The sequence below is a fragment of the Paraperlucidibaca baekdonensis genome (assembly GCF_003387535.1).
GTDB classification, from domain to species: domain Bacteria; phylum Pseudomonadota; class Gammaproteobacteria; order Pseudomonadales; family Moraxellaceae; genus Perlucidibaca; species Perlucidibaca baekdonensis.
Window position 1 is genome coordinate 294,505 of record NZ_QUNR01000002.1, and the last position, 20,636, is coordinate 315,140.

Below are 20,636 nucleotides of genomic sequence, written 5' to 3' on the forward strand. Positions count from 1 at the left end.
CTGACTTCGCGGTCAGTCTACACTCAGCCTATATTTATTTGAGCGATTGTCGCGATGGCGGCGTCGTTAATGCGTTTATCGTGAAGGAGCCGGCATGACCGACTTAGCCAAAGCCACTCAAAAAGCCCGTGAGTTTCGTCAGCGTGAGCAGGATATTCTTGACTGCGCGCAGGCGCTGTTTATTGAGCATGGCGAAGACAAAGTCACGGTCGAGATGATTGCCGACAACGTGGGTATTGGCAAAGGCACCATCTATAAGCATTTCGAGACTAAAAACGAAATCTATGTGCTGCTGATGATTCGCTACGAAGATGAGCTGGCGGATTTATTTCGCCGCATCGACATGTCCGAAGATAAGCAAACACTGGTGCGCGAATATTTCCGTTTTCGCGTGCAAGATGCCGATAAATACCTATTGTTTGAACGCTTAGAAAGCCAGCTCGTGGCCGATGGTGCTGTGCCCACGCTGCTGGAAAAGCTACACGCCATTCGCTCATCCAACATGGAATCGCTTTACGCCATGGTAAATAGCCAGATTAAGGCCGGTAAACTCGCTGATGTACCCCCAGCTTGGCATATTGCGGCGGCGTGGGCGTTGGCGCATGGCGCGTCGGCACTCACCAAGTCGGGGTTTTACACAAAATTTATTGGCGAGAAAGAGCCTTTCTTAGACTTTTTGCTCAATGTCGCCGTGCGGATGGGCAATAAGCACGTCTTGGGCAAGCCTGCAAAAGACTGATTTACCTAGCAATAATTGTGTGTCGTCGAGATTGTATTAGGGCTGCCGGTTGACCGTGCCGGCACCACACGGCAAGATACGACACCTTTCGAGAGCAGACCGTGCGCTTTTCTCGACATGTTTATTTTTGTTTTCATCGTTAAATAGCTGAGGATGCCATGAAGGTTCTTGTCGCTGTCAAACGCGTTGTCGATTACAACGTCAAAGTTCGCGTGAAAGCGGATAACTCCGGTGTGGAGCTGGCCAATGTCAAAATGGCCATGAACCCATTCTGCGAGATCGCTGTAGAAGAAGCTGTTCGTCTGAAAGAGAAAGGCATCGCTACTGAAATTATTGCGGTCACTGTGGGCCCACAAGCTGCGCAAGAGCAGCTGCGTACGGCTTTGGCTCTGGGTGCCGACCGTGCCATTTTGGTGCAAACCGATGACGTCGCTGAGCCACTGGCCATCGCTAAAATCCTCAAAGGTATTTGCGATGAAGAACAGCCTGGTTTGGTGGTCTTAGGTAAGCAAGCCATCGACGGCGACAACAACCAAACAGGCCAGATGCTCGCTGCATTGGCCGGTTATGCCCAAGGCACATTTGCTTCGGTGGTTGAAGTTGCTGGTGATAAAGCCAAAGTCACGCGCGAAATCGACGGTGGTTTGCAAACCGTTGAGCTGACGCTGCCTGCTGTGGTGACCACAGACTTACGTTTGAATGAGCCACGCTATGCGTCGCTGCCAAACATCATGAAAGCCAAGAAAAAGCCCTTGGATACCAAAGCGCCTAGCGACTTTGGTGTTGATACCACGCCACGTCTGAAAACCGTGAAAGTCAATGCCCCTGCTGAGCGTAGCGCTGGCATCAAGGTGAAAACGGTTGAAGAACTCGTCGATAAACTGAAAAACGAAGCGAAGGTGATCTAATCATGGCCACTTTAATTATTGCAGAACACGATAACGCCTCCATCAAAGGCGCGACTTTAAACACCGTTACAGCCGCTGTTGCCATTGGTGGTGATGTGCACGTGTTGGTTGCCGGCGAAGGCTGCCAAGCCGCTGCCGATGCCGCCGCGAAAATCGCCGGTGTAAGCAAAGTATTATTGGCTGACAACGCCGCCTATGGTCACCAGCTGGCCGAGAACGTGTCGTTGTTGGTGGCTGAGCTGGGCAAGTCCTACAGCCACATCTTAGTGCCGGCCACCACACGCGGTAAAAATGTCCTGCCACGCGTTGCCGCGCTACTCGATGCCTCACAGATCTCGGAAATTTCCGCGGTTATTTCGGCCGATACATTTGAGCGTCCTATTTACGCCGGTAACGCCATCGCCACCGTGCAATCGACCGAAGACATCAAAGTCATCACCGTGCGTCCTACGGGTTTTGATGCGGCGGCTGCCGAAGGTGGCTCCGCCGCCGTTGAAGCGGTTGGTTCTGTGCAAGATGCGGGTGTGTCGAGCTTTGTTGGCGAAGAGCTGGCGAAATCAGATCGTCCTGAATTGGCCGGTGCGAAAATCGTTGTATCTGGCGGTCGTGGCATGGGCAATGGCGAGAACTTCGACCTACTCTACACCTTGGCCGACAAACTTGGCGCCGCCGTTGGTGCCTCGCGTGCGGCAGTTGATGCCGGCTTTGTGCCCAACGACATGCAAGTTGGTCAGACCGGTAAAGTGGTCGCTCCCGCACTGTATATCGCTGTTGGCATCTCCGGTGCCATCCAGCATTTGGCCGGTATGAAAGATTCGAAAGTCATTGTGGCGATTAACAAAGATGAAGAAGCGCCGATCTTCTCCGTTGCCGATTACGGCATCGTGGGCGATCTCTTCGACATCGTGCCGCAGCTCGACAAACTGGTGTAATGCTGAGCGCTCACCGAGCACTTGCGGTTTGTCAAAAACGGGTCCTAGTGGCCCGTTTTTTTTATGGCTTTGTTCATTCGTTTAAGTGCGTGGTCTCTGCCACCATGCAGCCTGTTATTTGTGTTGAGAGTGCTATGTTTTCCTGGTTTGAACGCCGCCTAAGTCCATTTCCCGAGCAAGCACTGACGCAGCCACCGCAGGGCTTCTTGGCATTTTGCTTGTATTACACGCGCGGCGCTTGGCCGTACTTGCTCACCAGTGCCGCCTTGATGACGCTGGTGGCGATTGCTGAGGTGTGGCTGTTTAGTTTTCTTGGCGACATCGTCAATTGGCTTTCCGAGCAAAGCCGCGAGACATTTATTCAGGCGCAATTTTGGCAGCTCGCGGGCATGGCGGCTGTGGTGGTGGGCTTGCCATTACTGGTCACGGTACATTCGCTGCTGAATCATCAAACCCTGATGGGCAACTACCCGATGCGCATTCGTTGGTTGGTGCACCGCTATTTGCTGCGCCAATCCTTGGCATTTTATCAGGATGAGTTTGCCGGGCGCATCGCCACCAAACTCATGCAAACGGCGCTGGCGGTGCGTGAGTGCGTCATCAAGCTGCTCGATGTGCTGAACTATATCGTGGTGTATTTCATTGGTACCGTGGTGTTGTTTGCCAGTGCCGATTGGCGTTTAGCCATGCCGCTATTGGCGTGGTTGGCGCTGTATTTATTGATGCTGAAGTTTTTTGTGCCGCGCATGGGCCGCATTGCCCAGCAACAGGCCGATGCGCGCTCGCAAATGACCGGCCGCATTGTCGATAGCTACACCAATATTCAAACCGTGAAGTTGTTTTCGCATGCGCAGCGCGAGGCCAGCTACGCAAAAGAGGGCATGAGCGGTTTTCTGGTCACCGTCTACGCGCAAATGCGCTTGGTGACGTGGCTGAACTTATCACTCTACAGCCTCAATGCTGCGCTGCTGCTCAGCGTCGGTGGTTTGGCTATTTGGCTTTGGCTGGGCGCTGAGATCACGGTCGGCGCCGTGGCGCTAGCACTCGGCTTGGTGCTGCGTTTGTCGGGCATGTCGCAATGGATTATGTGGGAAATCGGCGCGCTATTTGAAAACATCGGTACCGTGAAGGATGGCATTGGCTCAATCTCGGTGCCGCAGGTAGTCGAAGATAAAGTTGATGCGCCGGTGTTGAGCGTGCCGCATGGCGAGATCGTATTTGACCAAATGAGCTTTCATTATGGCCAAGCCAGCGGTGTCATTGAGGACTTAAGCCTACGCATTGCCGCCGGTGAAAAAGTGGGGCTGGTGGGGCGTTCGGGCGCGGGGAAATCGACGCTGGTGAATTTGTTACTGCGTTTTTATGACGTCGCCGATGGCCGCATTTGTATTGATGGCCAAAACATTGCCGAGGTGCAGCAAGATAGCTTGCGCGCGCAGATTGGCATGGTCACGCAAGACACCTCGCTGCTGCACCGTTCGGTCACCGAGAACCTGCGCTATGGCCGCCCGGATGCCACGCAGGCGATGACCGAGGCGGCTGCGCGGCAAGCGCAGGCACATGAGTTCATTGGCGCCTTGAAAGATGCAAAAGGCCGCGTGGGCTATGACGCACACGTGGGTGAGCGCGGCGTGAAGCTCTCCGGTGGTCAGCGCCAGCGCGTGGCCATTGCACGCGTGATGCTGAAAGACGCGCCGATCTTGATTCTCGATGAAGCCACCTCGGCGCTGGATTCGGAGGTGGAGGCGGCGATTCAGGAGAATCTCTATCGCCTCATGCAGGGAAAAACCGTGATTGCCATTGCGCATCGGTTGTCGACCATTGCTGCCATGGATCGCTTGGTAGTGATGGACGCTGGCCGCATCATTGAGGTCGGTACGCACGATGAGCTGGTCGCCAGTGGCGGACTCTATGCACAGCTGTGGGCGCGGCAGTCTGGCGGCTTTTTGGATCCCGGCGATGACTAGAAAAGCGGCACAGGTCGATAGCGTAGCGACCGCCGCGCTATCGATGACGCGCCATAGCGAATAGCCATGGCGCGAGCGGTTTAGGCGCTCTCTAGCTCCACCAGACCATCTTCCAAATACGCCAACAGCTTTTGCATATGCGGCAGCGTGCGGCGGCAGGCAATGATGCCAATCTCGAATTTCTCGGCATAGCTAACCACGGTGATATTGGTGGCTTGACCATCCATGGCGATGGAGACTGGGTAGATGCCCTCGAGCTTGGCACCGTTCCAATACAGCGTCTCGCGCGGGCCGGGTACATTCGACACGACAATATTAAAGGCCTGCCAGGTTGGCGCCACGCCGGTAGCCATATTGATGCCACTAACGGCCAACGCGGTGCCAACGTAATTCATGATTTCGAGCTGACTCATGCTGGCAAAGCGGTCTTTGCTATTTTGCACTGAGCGCGAAATGGCATCGAGGCGCTCGAGTGGATGGCTTAAATGCGTGGCCAAATTCGCCAACACCATGCCAACTTGGTTGCCGCCCTCGGAGTCATCTTTGCGCAATGACACCGGCACCATCGCCACCAGTGGTTTATCGGGCAGTGCATTTAAGTCGCTCAGATAGCGTCGCAAAGCACTCGCACACATGGCCAAGACGATGTCGTTGAGCGTGGCGTTATGCTGTTTCGCCGCCGCCTTGATGCGCGGCAACTCCCAAGACTGCGCGGCAAATCGGCGCGAGGCGCTAATCGGTTGATTCAAAATCGTGCGCGGCGCTTGAAACACCGAGACATAGTCGGCATCGCTATTGCGCGACTTAATCGACTTGATGATCTCTTTAGTCACGCGTGGCCAGGTGGCGGCTTGCTCGCGCATGACGCCCACCGCTTTGCCGACTGTCGAGATAGGTTGCGTAACATTCGCCACCACGCCATCGGGGCTGCTGCGCTTGCGCGGTGGCATCGCCCAAAAGGGCACGGTATCGCGCGCGAGTGGATCGGTTGACATGCTTTTCTGCAGCATGCGCATGGCGGCCACACCATCGACAAGCGCGTGATGCATGCGGCTGTATACGCCAACACGGCCATCCTCGACGCCATCAATGATATAGATCTCCCACAGCGGTTTGGCGCGATCCATCAGGCCGCTATGGAGCTTAGAGACGATGGCCAAGAGCTCGCGAATACGTCCCGGTTTTGGCAGCGAGATATGGTGAAAGTGCGCTTCTAAGTCGAATTCGGTGTCTTCTGTCCAAAATGGTATGCCGAAGCGCTTGGTGAGCTTTTGGTTAAAGGGGGGCTGCGCGCGATCATAGGAGCGCGCCCAATCGGCGAGCGCTTGCGCATAGTTCTCGCCGGCATCGGGCGGTGGCGAGAGCAGCATGAGGCTACCCACATGCATGGGCTGATTGCGGCGCTCAAGCAGCAAAAACATATTGTCTGGTGGTGAAAGCGGCGTCATGGTCACGGTCCTGTGTTAGAGCTGGATGCGTCCGGCATGGATGTCGGCAAAGTGTTTTTTGGTGAGCTTGATGTAGGCATTGTCGCGGGGTAGCAAAAGCCATAGGTCATCAACGATTTTTGGGTCGAAGCCGGCGGCTTTCAGCTCAACTTTGCGGTATTTGAAGGTGCCGGTGGTGTCTTGCTCGGCTTGCACGCGAATAAACACGGGCACGGCGTAGCGCGGCAGCGTGGCGGTGAGCGCAGCCGCCACCGCCGCGCCATCGAAGCGCACGCCCGGTTTGAGGGTGATCGCGGCCATGCCTGCGCGGCCATCGCTATGGGGCACCGACACGCCATAGACCGCACCATGGGCAATACCGCTGACGCTGGCCAGCACGCCCTCGACTTCGGTGCTGGCGACATTTTCACCCTTCCAGCGGAAGGTATCGCCCACCCGATCGACAAACTGGATATGCCGCAGGCCTTGGTCGCGCACCAAATCGCCGGTGTTGAAATAGCAATCGCCTTTTTTGAAGACATCGCGCAGCATTTTTTTCTCGCCAGCCTCCGGGTCGGTATAGCCATCGAAGGGGCGGCGTTCGCTGACTTCACTGATGAGTAGACCAACGCCACCTTTTTTGACCTTTAGCAAACGGCCTTTGGCATTACGTACGGGTTCATCGCTATCAGCATCGAATTCGACAATGGCAAACGGCAGCGGCGAAAAGCCGGCTGTCTCCGTGACGCCAAAGGCATTGATAAAGCCAATATTGGACTCGCTAGCACCATAGAACTCATAAATACGCTCAATACCAAAGCGCTGCTGGAATTGCTGCCAAATTTCTGGCCGCAGGCCATTGCCAGTGATGAGTCGCACATCGTGGGCGGTGTCGTTGTCTTGGGCATCGCGATTGAGCAGGTAGCGCAGCAGTTCGCCAATATAGGTGAAGCTGGTGGCGCGATGATGGCGGAGGCGATCCCAAAAATGCGTGGCACTGAATTTGCGATCGATGGCGAGCGTGGCACCGGCAGAGAGCACGCAGCCCCAGGCCACAGTGAGGGCGTTGTTATGATAAAGCGGTAGGCAGCAATAAAACACGTCATCGCTGCGCAGGCGCAGGGTGGCGTTGCCGACACCGGCCATGGAGGCGAGCCAGCGGTAATGGGTCATCACCGAGGCTTTGGGCAGGCCTGTGGTGCCTGAGGTGAAGATAAAAAAGCAGGGCTGGCGGGCTTGCACATGGCGCGTGCTGTCCGGGTTGATGCTGCGGCGGCGGCCGGCATCGCGGGCTAAATCAGCGAAGCCCTCGGGGCAGTCAGCGCTTTCTTGCGGCGCATGGCCTTGGCCTTGCATCCAGAAAAAGCCGATGTCGGGGCGGCTGGCAGGATTGATGTCGGTGCTCGCTAAGGCGTCGCTGCATTCGTCGCTGAGCACTAGGAGGCGCGGCTTGACGAGGTCGATGCTATGGCGCAAGACATCGCCGCGTTGGTTGAAGTTGAGCATGCCGGCGACTGCACCGAGCTTCACAGCGGCCGCTACGCAGGCGAGTTGTGTTGGGCTATTTTCGGCGAGGATGGCCACGGTTTCGCCACTCTTCACGCCATGATGCGCGAAGCTTGCCGCTAGGCGATTGACCCAGCTATTGAATTCGGCATACGTCCAATGCCGGTCTTGCCACTGCACGGCCACACGATCGGGTGTTTGCCGGGCCCAGCGCTCAAGCACGCGGCCAATGGACATCTCGGAGTCGGGCTTGAGCGTGGCCAGACCAAACAAGCCGCGATTGACCGTGAGTAATTCGGGAATGGCGGCGAGGGCGCCGCGGGCGATGTCTTTTAGGCCAACTTTTTTGCTGTTGTCGGCGGGGCGCTCGGTGGGTGGAGTCATGGCGCATTCCTTATTATTTTTTCTGAGTTTGCCACAGATTTGCGAAAAAACGCGTGCCTACTTGGCATCATCTGGCGCTCAGGTATAGTGCGCTATGACCATTCAGTCAGGTTGTCAGACAATGCTAATAAAAACCAACACAGCTCAAGCTCATTTGCCCGCCGCGTTGATTGAGCGAGACCTTCTTCAGCTGTCGCGCCGCGGCTTTATTCGTAGCGGGCTGTGGCTGGGCCTTGGCGTGGCAGCCACCACGGTGGCCGGCGTGGGCTATTTGCGCCGCTCCCCGCGTGATGCATTGCCCACGCCTGAGGGTTTGCAGGTGTTGTCAGTCAATCAGTATCAGCTTTTCCAACGCCTCAGTGAGGTCTGCTTTCCGGTGGCGGACTCCGCCTTGCCCGTGCCGGTGGGCATTGCCCTGCAAGTCGATAGTTTGATCGCGGGGGTGCGCGCCGATGTGCGCCAGCAGCTGCTCATTGGCCTCGACCTGTTTGATAACGCCGCGCTGGTTCGCCACGGTCGGCGCTTTATTGATCTGCCCGCTGATGCCGCGCGTCGCTATATTGATGACTGGACCAATAGTTCCGTGTCAGCGTTTCGTGCCATTGCCAATGCCGCCACGCGACTCACCAAATCGGCGTATTGGGACAATCCTGCCGCATGGGCGGCGGTGAACTTTCCCGGGCCGGTGACCAAGCCGCGTGGCATTGAGCGACTGGGCAATGCCCCGAGCCCGCCGCGTGCGCCGATGCGCAGCAAAGCCGCTGTGCGACCCATGATCACTGCCGCGCGGCGTGGCCAGCGTCGCCTAGGAGCCTCATCATGAATGGTTTGTTCACCGCCGCCACGCTCGCGCCGGTATCCGGCGTATTGACGATCGACGCCGATGTGGTGGTGGTCGGGTCGGGCGCCGGCGGCGCGGTAGCGGCCTATGAGCTGGCCGTAGCGGGTTTGCGCGTGGTCATGCTTGAGGCTGGGCCGTTTATCCCAAGCTCGGCATTTAATGAAAGCTTTAATGACGCGCTCGACACGCTTTACGCCGAGCACGGCACGCAGGCGAATGCCGACGGCGATATGTTGGTGCTGCAAGGTCGCTGCGTGGGTGGTTCAACCGTGGTCAATGGTTGCGTGGCGTTTCGCACGCCTGAGCTGATTTTGCGTGATTGGCAGCAGCAGTTTGGTCTCACCGAGATGACCTCGGCAGCACTCGCGCCGTATTTTCAGCGCGTTGAGGAGCGCCTGCATATTCATAGCAATATGGCACATGAGATCAACGCCAATTCGCACGCCATCATTAAAGGTTGCGATGCTCTTGGCGTGTCGTGGCAGCCGCTCAAGCGCAACGTCAAGGCTTGTGCGCTCACTGGGCATTGCTTGTCGGGCTGCGCCAGCGATCGCAAGCAGTCCATGCTGGTGACTTATGTGCCATGGGCGCTGGAGGCCGGGGCTACGCTGTATGCCGACACCGCCGTGACGCGTGTTTTAGCCAGCGAGGGTCAGGCGCGCGGCGTTGAAGCCGAGATGCGCAGGCCCGATGGCACGCTGGTGCAACGCCTCCAGGTCAATGCCGCGCGTGTGGTGGTCGCCGCTGGCGCTGTGCAAACGCCGGTGCTGCTGCAGCGTTCGCAACTGGCCAATGGTTCGGGGCAGGTCGGCAAAAACTTCGCCTGCCATCCCTCATGTTTAGTGGTCGGCGATTACCCGCAGCGCATCGATTCGTGGTCGGGCGCGCTGCTCGGTGTTTATGTTGATGAATGGCTGGACCCAGCCAAGGGCGGCTTTATTTTGGAAGCCGGTGGCGCCGGCCCCGTGGAGCTCTCGGGCGTGGCCGATCCGGGCACGGGTCGGCCCTATGTGGCGTATATGGAGCGCGTGGGGCATTTGGCGGGCTTGGTCACGCTGATTCACGACCACAATAGCGGCAGTATTTCGGCGGCGAAAGACGGCGCGACCATTGATTATTCGCTGAGTGAACCGGACTTTCCGACCATGCTCGCGGCCATTCGGGCAGCGGCGCGGGTGCATTTGGCCGGTGGTGCCACGCAAGTATTTCTGCCCACCGTGCAGCAGCGTGTGGTGCGCAATGACGCTGAGCTTGATGCCGCACTCGCGGCGTTACCGCACGAAGCGCATGTGTTTCGCATGGTCAGTTACCACCCACAAGGCAGCTGCCGCATGGGCGCTGATCCGGCGACGAGCGTGGTCTCGCCAAGCGGGGAGACGCATGAGGTGCGCGGGCTCTACATCACCGATGCCAGTTTGTTTCCGACCAGCATCATCGTGAATCCACAGCTCACCGTGTATGCGCTGGCCAGTGTCATTGCCGAGCGCATCGTTGACAGCTTTAGAGCATAACTTGCGTGCCCATCTCCACCACGCGGTTGCTGGGGATGCTGAAAAAGTCGGTGACCGGCACGGCATTACGAGCCATGGCGATATAAAGCATTTGCCGCATGCGGTGCATGGGGTTGTCGCGATTGGGAATGATGCGTTCGCGCGAGACAAAAAAGCTCGTGTCCATCACGTCTAAATGTAGGGAATGCGTGCGACACAGCGCAAAAATCTGCTCAATATCGGGCTGTTCTTTGAAGCCGTAATAAGCCGTAATTAAATAAAAGTTATGGCTAATTTCATTGATGGTCAGACGCTCGGCGTCCTCGACAAATGGCACATCTTGCGTGGCAATGCGCAGCACAATATTGCGCTCATGAATGATTTTGTTGTGCTTCATATTGTGCAGCAGCGCATGCGGCACTTGTTCCAATGAGCTATTCATAAACACCGCCGTGCCGGGCACGGTTTGGCCTGCCGAGGCGCCAATACTATTGACGAATAGCGACAGCGGCATGGTCTCTTGATTTAGGCGTGTTTGTACGCTGTCACGGCCGCGCTTCCACGTGGCCATCACGAAGAAGGCGAGGATGCCGATCATCACTGGCAGCCAGCCGCCGTGGATAAACTTTAGTGATGTCGAGGAGAAGTAGGCCGCATCGAGCACAATAAACGGCACGATCAGCAGGCCGGCCAAATACGGCTTCCATTGCCAGATTTTCACGGCCACCACGATCAGCAAAATCGCATCGAGGGTCATGGTCATGGTCACCGCGATGCCATACGCCGCGGCGAGATTTTCAGAGCTTTGGAAGGTCACCACGAGCACACACACTGCGGCAAATAAAAACCAATTGAAAAATGGAATATAGATTTGGCCGATTTCTTTATTGGAGGTGTGGCGCACTTCAAAGCGCGGCAAATAGCCCAGCAGCATGGCTTGTTTGGCGATAGAAAAAACGCCAGAAATACAGGCTTGCGATGCCACTACCGTGGCCACGGTGGCGAAAATAATCAGCGGGTAGAGCGCCCAATCGGGAGCTAATAAAAAGAAGGGGTTTTCAATGGCGGCCGGGTCTTCTAACAACAGCGCGCCTTGCCCGCAGTAGTTCAGCACCAGCGCTGGGAAGGCCATGTAAAACCAAGCGCGCCGAATGGGCCGATGACCAAAGTGTCCCATGTCGGCGTAAATTGCCTCACCGCCGGTTATGGTCAGCACCACGGCACCGAAAATAATCATCGAGACGCCAGCGTGTTGCTCAATAAACAAAATAGCCCAATACGGGTTGATGAGCGCCAAGACTTCGGGTGCGTGACTGATATTGATCGCACCGAGAATGGCCAGCGTGCTAAACCAGAGCAGCATGATGGGGCCGAAAAAAGCGCCCATCGAGCCGGTACCGTGGCGCTGCATGGTGAATAAAATCGTGATGACCACTAGCGTGAGTGGAATAATAAATGGCTCAAAATCGGGCGAGACTACATTTAGGCCCTCTGCTGCCGACAGCACCGAGATGGCCGGCGTGATCATGCCATCGCCAAAAAATAAAGCCGCGCCAAATAGCCCCAGTACGATCATTAAAGGGCGTGCCCACGGGCGTTTGTAATTGCCGCGCAGAACCAGTGCCATCAGCGACATAATGCCGCCTTCGCCGTTGTTATTGGCGCGCATGATCAGCGTGATGTATTGGATGGAGACCACGAGGGTGAGCGACCAAAACACCATCGACAAAATGCCGATGACATTGTCGTGGGTAATATCGAGGCCGGGTACCACGCTAAAACATTGCTTGATGGCGTAAAGCGGGCTAGTGCCGATGTCGCCAAAAACCACGCCAAGTGCGCCAATGGTGAGGGCTAATTGGCTAGACTTTAGCGTATCGGATGCTGCTGCAGACATATGCTTCCTCAGTGTCAACGCGCGAGATGGCGGTTGGCGGGCAACTGATGACGCGGGAGTTTACCACTGCTCGCTGTGAGAAAAACACTTTGCCATCACGGAGCGCATCCGCTAGGATTGCCGCCCGCAACAGCACCGCTTGTTGCCATCCGGTGTTACCCCGGTGAGGTGTCCGAGTGGTTTAAGGAGCACGCCTGGAAAGCGTGTATAGGTTAATAGCCTATCGAGGGTTCGAATCCCTCTCTCACCGCCACATTCCCAACCCAACGCCTATCTTAGCCCGCCCTTAGCCAGCTCTCAGGGCCTGCTTGCGCCACTGCAGTGGCGATACGCCGCTCCATTGACGAAACGCACGAGTAAAGACACTTTGGTCGGCAAAGCCTAGCAGCAGGCTAATGTTAGGTAGCTTTAAGTCATTATCGCGTAAATAATCTTTTGCCAACTCGAAACGCAGTGCGCTGACCAGCGCCTTAAAGCCCGTGCCGCGTGCAGCGAGCTCTCGGTATAGACTGCGCTCGGCCATGCCGATGTGCTTGGCGACTTGCGCCATGGTTGGCGTGGCATCTTGCATGATGGCTAAAATCGCTTGCTGAACATCGCTGAGCAGTGGGTCTTGTTTGGGTAGCGCTTGCAGCATGGCATCGGCTTGGCGCTCAAGCAGGCTAAATAAATACGGGTCTTTGCTGTTAATCGGCAGATTCGCGAGCGTCGCGGGGAAGTGAATTTCCGTAACGTTGGCATTAAACAGGACAGGGCAGCCGAAAAATCGCTCATGCAGGCGGCCATTGGCTACCGCCGCTTGCCGCGTTTTGATCAGGCTCGGGCGCACGTCATTGCGGCCGGTGAGTAAGGTCAAAAAGCGCATAATGCCGGCGTTCAACACATCATCTGACAGTGCGGTTGAGCGCCGGTCAGCTTGCCAGCCCAAGATAATATGGCCGGCTTCTGCACGTAATGTCGTGGGCACCAAGGTGTGTAACAGCGGCTGGTAGCGATGAAAGCGCATGATGGCCTGGCCAATGGTGTCGCTGTAAATCCCTAAGTAGCCGAGCACGCCGGCATGGTGCGGCTCAAGGCATTGACCAATGCGCAGGCCGAGTGCGTCGATCGGGCACAGCAGCTGCACGTCCTCTAATAACTGCCACCAGACATCAATCGCGATGCGCGGGCTATGGCGTAGGCGGCCGATTTTCGCGCGCAAGGCATCGGCAGCGAGTTGCTCTTGATCTAAAAAGGCAATCAACAGATCGAGGATATTGGGGTCGACAGAGACATCATGCATTTGGCAGATAATGCACAAAAATGGCGATTATGGTCAAGCATTCTGCGCTGCATCTTCGTAATCTGAGCGGGTGGAAAAACCATCCGAGGAGATGCTCATGGATACCTTAACAACGTTACTGCAGCCAATATTTGGCGACCAGATTGATTGGAAACAAGTGTTTTTGATTGGCATGACGCCGCTGTTTTTATTGGCGTTTGTGGTGGAGTTTTCCGTGCAAAAGCAACGGGAAAAAACCGCCAGTTTTCAGTTCAAAGAAGTCTTTGCCAACCTATCATTAGGCGCCGCCTACCAGATTTTTGAAGCGCTGATGTGGGTTGTGTTTACGGCGGCCATCTTTGCCTGGGTCTACAGCTTTCGGCTGTTTGATGTCCCCGTGAATGGCTGGACTATTGTGCCAATCTATGTGGCGGTTGAGCTGTGCTTTTATATTTACCACCGCAGCTCACATCGCATCCGTTGGTTTTGGGCGGCGCATGTGCCGCATCACAGTGGCGAATTTATGAACTTCACGACCGCCATGCGCCAGAGCGTGCTGAACGCATTTAGCGGTATATGGGTGTTCTACATTGGCCTGTGTTTTCTTGGTGTGCCGCCCGTGGTGGTGATGTTTTGCCTCGCTGTGAGCTTGGCGTACCAGTATTTCATTCACACCGAGTCTATTGGCAAATTACCTCGATGGTTTGAGGCGGTTTTCAATACGCCATCACACCACCGCGTGCACCATGGCCGAAATCCACAATACATCGATAAAAATTACGGCGGCTCACTGATCATTTTTGATCGCTTATTTGGCACCTTTGAGCCTGAAGTTGAGGCAGTCACCTTTGGTATTACCGAGCAAATCCATTCCTATAACCCGCTGGTGCTGAATGTCCATGAGGCCGTGGATATGTTCCGCGATGCCATGGCGCCGGGGGCTTGGCATCAACGCGTCAAGCATTTTGTCATGCCGCCGGATTGGCAGCGCCCAGGGCATCAAGCGATTCGCACGTGGCCGGTGACCTCGCATGCGCCGCGTGCTGAGCGTACTATCACGCCTGATATTATGAGGAGTGAATGATGAGCTTAACGGTATACGGTGTGCCCCTGTCGCCATTCGTGCGCAAAGTTCGTGTGTGCTTGGCTGAGAAAGTGTTGGATTACGAGCTGAAGATTGTGCTGCCATTTGATCAGCCCGATTGGTTCGTGGAGCTCAACCCATTACGCCGTATTCCGGCCATAAAAGATGGTGATTTGGTCTTGGCCGATTCCAGTGTCATTTGCCAGTACCTCGAAGAAGCGTATGCCACGCAAACGCCGCTGATGGGTGATGGCCCGGCGCAGCGCGCACAGGTGCGTTGGTTAGAAAAATACGCAGACTATGAGCTCGCGCCGGTGGCGACGTTTGTGGTGTTTCGCCAGCGCGTGCTGATGCCGAGCATGAAGCGAGCGGTCGACGAAGCAGCCGTGCAAGCGGCGATGACTGAAAAGCTGCCGCCATTTTTTGACTACCTGGAAGGAGTCTTGGGTGCGCAGACATTTTTCGTCGGCGATGCGCTGAGCATGGCCGACATTGCCATTGCCTGTCAGTTTGGCAACATGGTGCACGGCGGTGAAGGCATTGATGCGCAGCGTTGGCCGCAGCTGGCGGCCTGGTATGAGCGCATCAGTGCGCGCCCATCATTTCAGTCGATGCTGCCAGGTGAGCAGAAAATTTTAGCTTCCTTGCGCGGCTAAACGCGGCATGGCGTTAGTGCAGCGTGGTGAGCTCAATCTGAGCGCTGCGCTGCGCGTCACTGAGCCAGAGTTGGCCATCTTGCACGGTGCATTGCAGCTGCATGTTTTTTTGCACAAAGTCGCCAAGAGGGGTGTCGTCATGGGCACTCAATCGCTGCACCACCAAATTGCTCGCTCGCGCGATTTTCGGCGCAATCGCCGCCCACCAAATAGGCACTGCGCTCCCGTAGCTGACCACCGCCACCTGCTTGGCGCGCCCGCAGGCTTTCAATATGCGTTTCTCATCGGGCTGGCCTAAATCGATCCAGCGCTCAATGCTGCCGGTTAAATCACGCTGCCACATATCGGGCTCATCGGGCTCACTCAAGCCCTTGGTAAACGCCAAGTCCTCATGGGCATAAAGCACAAACGCGAGCAGCCGCCAAATTAATCGTTCATTGGTCTCGGAAGGGTGTTGCGCGAGTGTCAGCGCGTGTTCGGCATAATACCCGCGGTCAATATCGGAAATGCTCAACTCGACTTTACAGACAGTGGCTTTCAGCGCCATGAGAGATCTCTTAAACGAAAAAAGGGGGGGCTCAGCGCGCGGCGTATCCGGCAATAAATAGCGCGACATGACGTGCTTGTCGTTGGGCGTCGGTCTCCGCGCTGGGCTTACCTAAACCGAGCGTGGCTTTCAGGTGCAGTCTACCCAAGCAGAGCGCTAAAAACTGGTCGGCCGCCACGCTAATGTCGTCAATATGGAGACTGCCGGCGCTCACCGCTTGCCTTAGGTAGGCGCGCACGAATTGGTTCACATGCTCGGGGCCGGCATTAAAAAATCGTGCACAAATGTCGGGGTGCGTGGTGGCGAGGCCGTGCATGACGCGATGAATATTGATGACATCATCAGCGCGCATTAGCGATACAAACTGCTGAGCAATGCGTGTCAGCGCTTCACGTGGCTGCTTTGGATCGAGCAGCGTGTCATTAAAATCGGTAAACATGCTGTTGGTGCGATACGCCACACAAGCCTCAAACAGCGCCTCTTTGCCGGCAAAATTATTGTACAGCGTCATTTTTGAGACGCCCGCTGCCAAAGCCACCGCATCCATGCTGACGCGATCGTAGCCACACGCCAAAAACTGCTGTGAGGCGGCATCGATAATTTTCTGTAGGCGCTTGGGGTCGCGCGGGCGGCCTCGCTTAGCGACGAGCGGTGCGGGGTTGCTCATGGTTATACTTGACAGTCCATTAAATCAATCTTAAAACTATACGCCACAGTCTAGTTAATGGTCAAAGTTAGCTCGGTTCCAGCACTCAGGGGCTGGTGTCAGAGTTGCCTTGGGCATTTTGTCGAGAGTTTGCTATGTCATTGTCAGATGCTGTTTGTCCTGCGCGCGCGCTGTCGGTCGTTTTAGTGGCCGCCGTGCTGAGCGCTTGCTCCCCAAGCAAACCAGCTGCCGAGGCCGATGTGCGGCCGGTCTTGGTGATGACCGTGGGCGGCTCTGAGCAGTCACTGGCGAATGTGCGGCGCGTGCCGGGCGTGGTGGCCGCGCGCTATAGCAGCGATATCGCGTTTCAGGCCGCCGGCCGCATTGCCAAGCGCTCAGTGGAGTTGGGCGCGCGCGTGCGCAAAGGTCAGCCATTGATGCAGCTCGATAACCGCGATTATCGATTGGCGCTGGCAGCAGCAGACGACCAAGTCATGGTTGCAAAGACACAATTTCAACAAGCCGATGCCGACGCAAAGCGTCTTGTTACATTAGTCGCGGCCGGCGCCATTAGTGTCGCCGACAGCGAACGTCAAACAGCCCGCGCCGATGCCGCGAAAGCGCAGTTCCAACAGGCCAAACGTCAGGCCGATTTAGCACGCAATCGCCTGCGCTATGCCAATTTGGTCGCGCCCTATGATGGCGTGATCACGGGGCTTTATGCCGAAGCAGGTCAGGTGGTGGGTGAGGGCGTGCCTGTGATGTCAATGGCTCAGCCCGGCGAGTTAGAGATTGTCGCGGATATTCCCGAGCGCCTCATCAATGAGGTGAGCAAGCAGCGTGCCGAGGCAGTGGTATCGGGCACCGATGCCGCACGCCTGCCACTGACGTTGCGCGAGATTTCGCCGGCTGCATCGCAAACATTACGCACTTACCGTGCGCGCTATGCCTTTGCCGAGCTCTCCGATGCGCAGCGCCAAGCCTTGCATTTGGGCATGACCGCCGATGTCATGCTGTCGACAAATTCAGTGGCGGCGGAGGCGGTTGTGTTACCTGCCACCGCGTTGGTGAAAACCCGCGATCGTAGCAGTGTGTGGCTGGTCAACGGCGCAGCCTTACGCCTGCAGCCGGTTGCTGTGCAGCGCTATGAAAATACTCGCGTGGTGGTCACGGGCGTGGCGCAGGGCGCACAGGTGGTGATTGCCGGTGTGCAAAAGCTCGATGCCAAGATGACCGTACGCGCGGTGGAGCGCAGCGGCTCAGGCGTGGTGATATCGACTGCCGGTGCGCGCCCATGAAGGGCTTTAATCTCTCCGAATGGGCGGTTACGCACCGCACCATCGTGATTTTTTTAATGATCGCCTCGCTGCTCGCCGGGGTCTTTTCTTTTTTAAAACTGGGCCGCTTAGAAGACCCCAATTTTAATGTGCCTGCGATGACAGCCGTGGTGATTTGGCCCGGCGCGAGCGCCGAAGAACTGCAAAATCAGGTGCTCAACCGCATGGAGCAGGCAGTGCAAGAGCTGCCGCATTTGAACTATGTGCAAAGCTTCTCGCGGCAAGGTTTTGGTGGCATGACCTTAAGCATTAATGGCCGCCAATCGAGCGCCGAATTAAAAGAGCTGTGGTATCAGGCGCGGAAAAAAATTAGTGATCGCCGCGGCGAGTTTCCGGCGGGTGTGCAGGGGCCGTTTTACAACGACGAATACACCGATGTGTATACCTCGCTCTATGCTCTACGTGGCGATGACATCAGCCAGGCCGAGCTGCAGGAGTTTGCTGAGCACGTTAAGCGGCGCCTGCAAACAGTACCAAATACCAATAAAGTCAATATCTTAGGTGAGCAAGCCGAAAAGGTCTATGTGGAGCTGTCAACGCGCCGTTTGGCCGCGCTCGGGCTCTCACCGCAGGCTGTCTTTGCCGCTATTGCCGAGCAAAATCAGGTGCGCCCAGCAGGCGCAGTCGATACCTATAATGACCGCGTGTTTGCGCGCATCGATGGCAGCTTGCAGAGTGCGGCGGATGTCGCTGAGGTGAGCATTGAGGCCGGGGGAAACTTGCTGCGTTTAGGCGACATTGCCACGGTGACGAGCGGCTATGAAGATCCCGCGCAGTTTTTAATTCGCCACAATGGCCATGCGGTATTAGCCATCGGCGTCACCATGGTGCCCGACGGCAATATTCTTACGCTCGGGCGCGACTTGGAAAAAGAGCTGACAGCCATTCGCGCCGAGTTGCCGGTAGGCGTAGAAATTGAGCAATACGCCGATCAGTCGAAAGTTGCTGAGCAGTCGGTGTGGGAGTTTGAGAAAGTCTTTTTAGAAGCGCTGATTATTGTTTTGGCGGTGTCATTTCTGTTTTTGGGCTGGCGCACAGGCATTGTCGTGGCCGCGTCGGTGCCGCTGGTGTTGGGCATTGTGGCGGTATTGATGTATGCCTTTGGCTGGCACCTAGATCGCATTACCTTGGGCGCGCTGATCATTGCGCTGGGTCTGCTGGTCGACGACGCCATCATTGCGGTTGAAATGATGGTGGTGAAAATGGAGCAGGGCTGGGATCGTGTCCGCGCCGCTACCTTTGCCTATACCTCCACGGCCTTTCCCATGCTCACCGGCACGCTGGTGACGATTGCCGGGTTTATGCCGGTCGGCTTTGCTGAATCTACATCGGGCGAATATGCCGGCGGCATTTTCTGGATTGTTGGCATGGCGCTGGTGGTGTCGTGGTTTGTTGCGGTGATTTTTACGCCGTATTTGGGCGTGGTGATGTTGCCCAATAACTTAGCCGAGAAAGCCCACAACGACCCCTATAACAAGCCGGTTTATCACCGTTTGCGGCGTTGGGTGGACTTTTGTGTTGACCATCGAAAAAGCGTTTTATTGGCCACGGGCGGCTTATTTATTGCCGCAATTTTGGGCATGAAATTAGTTCAGCAGCAGTTTTTTCCGACCGCCTCGCGACCCGAGCTGTTGGTGGAGTTGCGCTTAAAAGAAGGCTCGTCGATTAAGGCTACTGAGCGTGAGGTGAAGCGCCTTGAGAGCCTGTTGCTGAAAGATGAGGACATCGATTATTTCACAGCTTATGTAGGCCAAGGCTCGCCGCGATTCTACATTTCCTTAGCGCCGGAGTTGCCGAATCCGGCCTATGCGCAATTTGTCATTCAAACGGGCGGCTTAGCGCAGCGCGAGGCGGTTCGTACACGGCTAATGACCTTGTTTGATGAAGATCAGGTGTTTCCGCAGTTGCGCGGTCGTGTCTTGCGTTTGGAGTTTGGCCCGCCAGTGGGTTTTCCGGTGCAGTTTCGGGTGATTGGTCCTGATCCCATGGAAGTGCGTCGTATTGCCTATGAGGTGCGCGACACGGTGCGCGCGAGTGCCTTGGTACGTGATACGCAACTCGATTGGAATGATCAGGTGCGCGTGATGAAAGTACGCATTGATCAAAATAAAGCGCGCTTGCTCGGTGTCAGCAGCGTCGATATTGCGAACTTGCTGCAAACCGCTTTGTCGGGTGCGCCGGTGAGCCAAATTCGGCGTGGCGAGGAGCTTATTGATATCGTGGTGCGAGGTACCCCCGAAGAGCGCGCGCGCGTGGAAAATATCGGCGATTTATCGGTGTTTTCGCGCACGGGCGGCGTCGTGCCGTTGAGTCAGGTGGCGAGTATTGAGCCTGTATTTGAGGAGCCGGTGTTGTGGCGGCGCAATCGACATTTGCAGCTCACGGTGAAAAGTGATCTGGCCGATGGTGTGCAAGGCCCTTATGCCACGCAGCAAATATGGCCCTCGTTGCAGCCGATTATTGATGCGCTGCCACCGGGCTATGAGCTTCAGCAAGGCGGCGCGATTGAGGAAAGCCTGAAGGCAAACAAGGCCATTGGCGCGGTATTTCCAGTCATGCTGATTGTCATGCTGATGGTGCTGATGTTCCAGCTGCAGAGCTTCTCGCGCATGTTTATGGTCTTTTTAACCGCGCCATTGGGTCTCATTGGTGTGGTGCCAGCGCTGCTGTTGTTCAATGTGCCGTTTGGCTTTGTGGCGCTGCTCGGCGTCATCGCGCTGGCGGGAATGATCATGCGGAACTCGGTGATTTTGGTCGATCAGATTGAGCAAGATATTGCCGCTGGGCATGAGCCGTGGCAGGCCATTGTCGATGCCACAGTGCGCCGTTCGCGGCCCGTGGTACTAACCGCTGCTGCTGCGGTGTTGGCCATGGTGCCGCTATCAACGAGTGTGTTTTGGGGGCCAATGGCCATTTCCATTATGGGCGGCTTGGTGTTTGCCACCGGCCTCACGCTACTCTTTGTGCCGGCGCTCTACGCCGCCTGGTTTAAGGTCAAGCGCGCGAGTTGATGT

At 56.3% G+C, this 20,636-nt stretch carries 15 protein-coding genes, 1 tRNA gene and 1 pseudogene; 11 read left to right on the forward strand and 6 right to left on the reverse strand.

What is annotated here, in order from left to right; genetic code table 11:
• Positions 1 to 94 precede the first annotated feature (94 nt).
• From DFR26_RS05410 to DFR26_RS05425, 4 genes are all read left to right on the forward strand, one after another.
• Entirely contained in the window at positions 95 to 739 is a 645-nt protein-coding gene (locus tag DFR26_RS05410) for a TetR/AcrR family transcriptional regulator (RefSeq protein WP_116207945.1), read from the forward strand.
• 158 nt (positions 740 to 897) lie between these two features.
• Entirely contained in the window at positions 898 to 1,647 is a 750-nt protein-coding gene (locus DFR26_RS05415) for an electron transfer flavoprotein subunit beta/FixA family protein (RefSeq protein ID WP_116207946.1), read from the forward strand.
• Between the two features lie 2 nt (positions 1,648 to 1,649).
• Positions 1,650 to 2,579 (forward strand): electron transfer flavoprotein subunit alpha/FixB family protein, encoded by a 930-nt coding sequence (locus DFR26_RS05420; RefSeq protein WP_116207947.1) that lies wholly within the window; start codon positions 1,650 to 1,652, stop codon positions 2,577 to 2,579.
• 134 nt (positions 2,580 to 2,713) lie between these two features.
• The gene (locus DFR26_RS05425; RefSeq protein WP_116207948.1) at positions 2,714 to 4,546 is read left to right on the forward strand and encodes an ABC transporter ATP-binding protein; all 1,833 of its coding nucleotides are present in this window, start codon (positions 2,714 to 2,716) and stop codon (positions 4,544 to 4,546) included.
• A gap of 80 nt (positions 4,547 to 4,626) precedes the next feature.
• Here the strand turns inward: DFR26_RS05425 and DFR26_RS05430 are convergent, their stop codons facing one another.
• Both DFR26_RS05430 and DFR26_RS05435 read right to left on the reverse strand, forming a co-directional pair.
• On the reverse strand, positions 4,627 to 5,994 hold the full coding sequence (locus DFR26_RS05430) for a WS/DGAT/MGAT family O-acyltransferase (RefSeq protein ID WP_116207949.1): 1,368 nt from the start codon (positions 5,992 to 5,994) through the stop codon (positions 4,627 to 4,629).
• A 15-nt stretch (positions 5,995 to 6,009) separates the two neighbouring features.
• Positions 6,010 to 7,863: a long-chain-acyl-CoA synthetase gene (locus DFR26_RS05435; RefSeq protein ID WP_116207950.1), complete on the reverse strand. Its 1,854-nt coding sequence runs from the start codon at positions 7,861 to 7,863 to the stop codon at positions 6,010 to 6,012.
• A 121-nt stretch (positions 7,864 to 7,984) separates the two neighbouring features.
• Here DFR26_RS05435 and DFR26_RS05440 point away from each other — a divergent pair, with 121 nt between their 5' ends.
• Both DFR26_RS05440 and DFR26_RS05445 read left to right on the forward strand, forming a co-directional pair.
• Positions 7,985 to 8,686 (forward strand): gluconate 2-dehydrogenase subunit 3 family protein, encoded by a 702-nt coding sequence (locus tag DFR26_RS05440; RefSeq protein WP_181898993.1) that lies wholly within the window; start codon positions 7,985 to 7,987, stop codon positions 8,684 to 8,686.
• Entirely contained in the window at positions 8,683 to 10,215 is a 1,533-nt protein-coding gene (locus tag DFR26_RS05445) for a GMC family oxidoreductase (RefSeq protein ID WP_116207952.1), read from the forward strand. Before DFR26_RS05440 ends, DFR26_RS05445 begins: the two co-directional genes overlap by 4 nt.
• On the opposite strand, the gene DFR26_RS05450 is transcribed toward DFR26_RS05445, so the two are convergent.
• Complete coding sequence (locus tag DFR26_RS05450) at positions 10,205 to 12,091, reverse strand: potassium transporter Kup (protein ID WP_116207953.1); 1,887 nt, start codon at positions 12,089 to 12,091, stop codon at positions 10,205 to 10,207. The genes DFR26_RS05445 and DFR26_RS05450 overlap by 11 nt on opposite strands.
• Positions 12,092 to 12,253: 162 nt before the next feature.
• On the opposite strand from DFR26_RS05450, the gene DFR26_RS05455 reads away from it, so the two are divergent.
• Positions 12,254 to 12,344, forward strand: a tRNA-Ser gene (locus DFR26_RS05455).
• Positions 12,345 to 12,377: 33 nt separating this feature from the next.
• Here the strand turns inward: DFR26_RS05455 and DFR26_RS05460 are convergent.
• On the reverse strand, positions 12,378 to 13,373 hold the full coding sequence (locus DFR26_RS05460; protein WP_116207954.1) for a helix-turn-helix transcriptional regulator: 996 nt from the start codon (positions 13,371 to 13,373) through the stop codon (positions 12,378 to 12,380).
• Positions 13,374 to 13,470: 97 nt separating this feature from the next.
• Here DFR26_RS05460 and DFR26_RS05465 point away from each other — a divergent pair, with 97 nt between their 5' ends.
• Positions 13,471 to 14,436: a sterol desaturase family protein gene (locus DFR26_RS05465; RefSeq protein WP_116207955.1), complete on the forward strand. Its 966-nt coding sequence runs from the start codon at positions 13,471 to 13,473 to the stop codon at positions 14,434 to 14,436.
• Positions 14,436 to 15,092 (forward strand): glutathione S-transferase family protein, encoded by a 657-nt coding sequence (locus DFR26_RS05470; protein WP_116208161.1) that lies wholly within the window; start codon positions 14,436 to 14,438, stop codon positions 15,090 to 15,092. The genes DFR26_RS05465 and DFR26_RS05470 overlap by 1 nt, the downstream gene beginning before the upstream one ends.
• 13 nt (positions 15,093 to 15,105) lie before the next feature.
• On the opposite strand, the gene DFR26_RS05475 is transcribed toward DFR26_RS05470, so the two are convergent.
• Together DFR26_RS05475 and DFR26_RS05480 are read right to left on the reverse strand one after the other, a co-directional pair.
• Complete coding sequence (locus DFR26_RS05475; RefSeq protein ID WP_116207956.1) at positions 15,106 to 15,639, reverse strand: YaeQ family protein; 534 nt, start codon at positions 15,637 to 15,639, stop codon at positions 15,106 to 15,108.
• A gap of 31 nt (positions 15,640 to 15,670) precedes the next feature.
• A complete protein-coding gene (locus DFR26_RS05480; protein WP_116207957.1) occupies positions 15,671 to 16,306 on the reverse strand; it encodes a TetR/AcrR family transcriptional regulator in 636 nt (211 codons plus the stop codon).
• A gap of 134 nt (positions 16,307 to 16,440) precedes the next feature.
• Here DFR26_RS05480 and DFR26_RS05485 point away from each other — a divergent pair, with 134 nt between their 5' ends.
• Both DFR26_RS05485 and DFR26_RS05490 read left to right on the forward strand, forming a co-directional pair.
• Positions 16,441 to 17,583 carry an efflux RND transporter periplasmic adaptor subunit gene (locus DFR26_RS05485; RefSeq protein ID WP_116207958.1) on the forward strand — a complete coding sequence of 381 codons (1,143 nt, stop codon included), beginning with the start codon at positions 16,441 to 16,443 and terminating at the stop codon, positions 17,581 to 17,583.
• A 26-nt stretch (positions 17,584 to 17,609) separates the two neighbouring features.
• A pseudogene (locus DFR26_RS05490) lies at positions 17,610 to 20,633 on the forward strand (efflux RND transporter permease subunit); the annotation flags it as partial.
• Positions 20,634 to 20,636 lie beyond the last annotated feature (3 nt).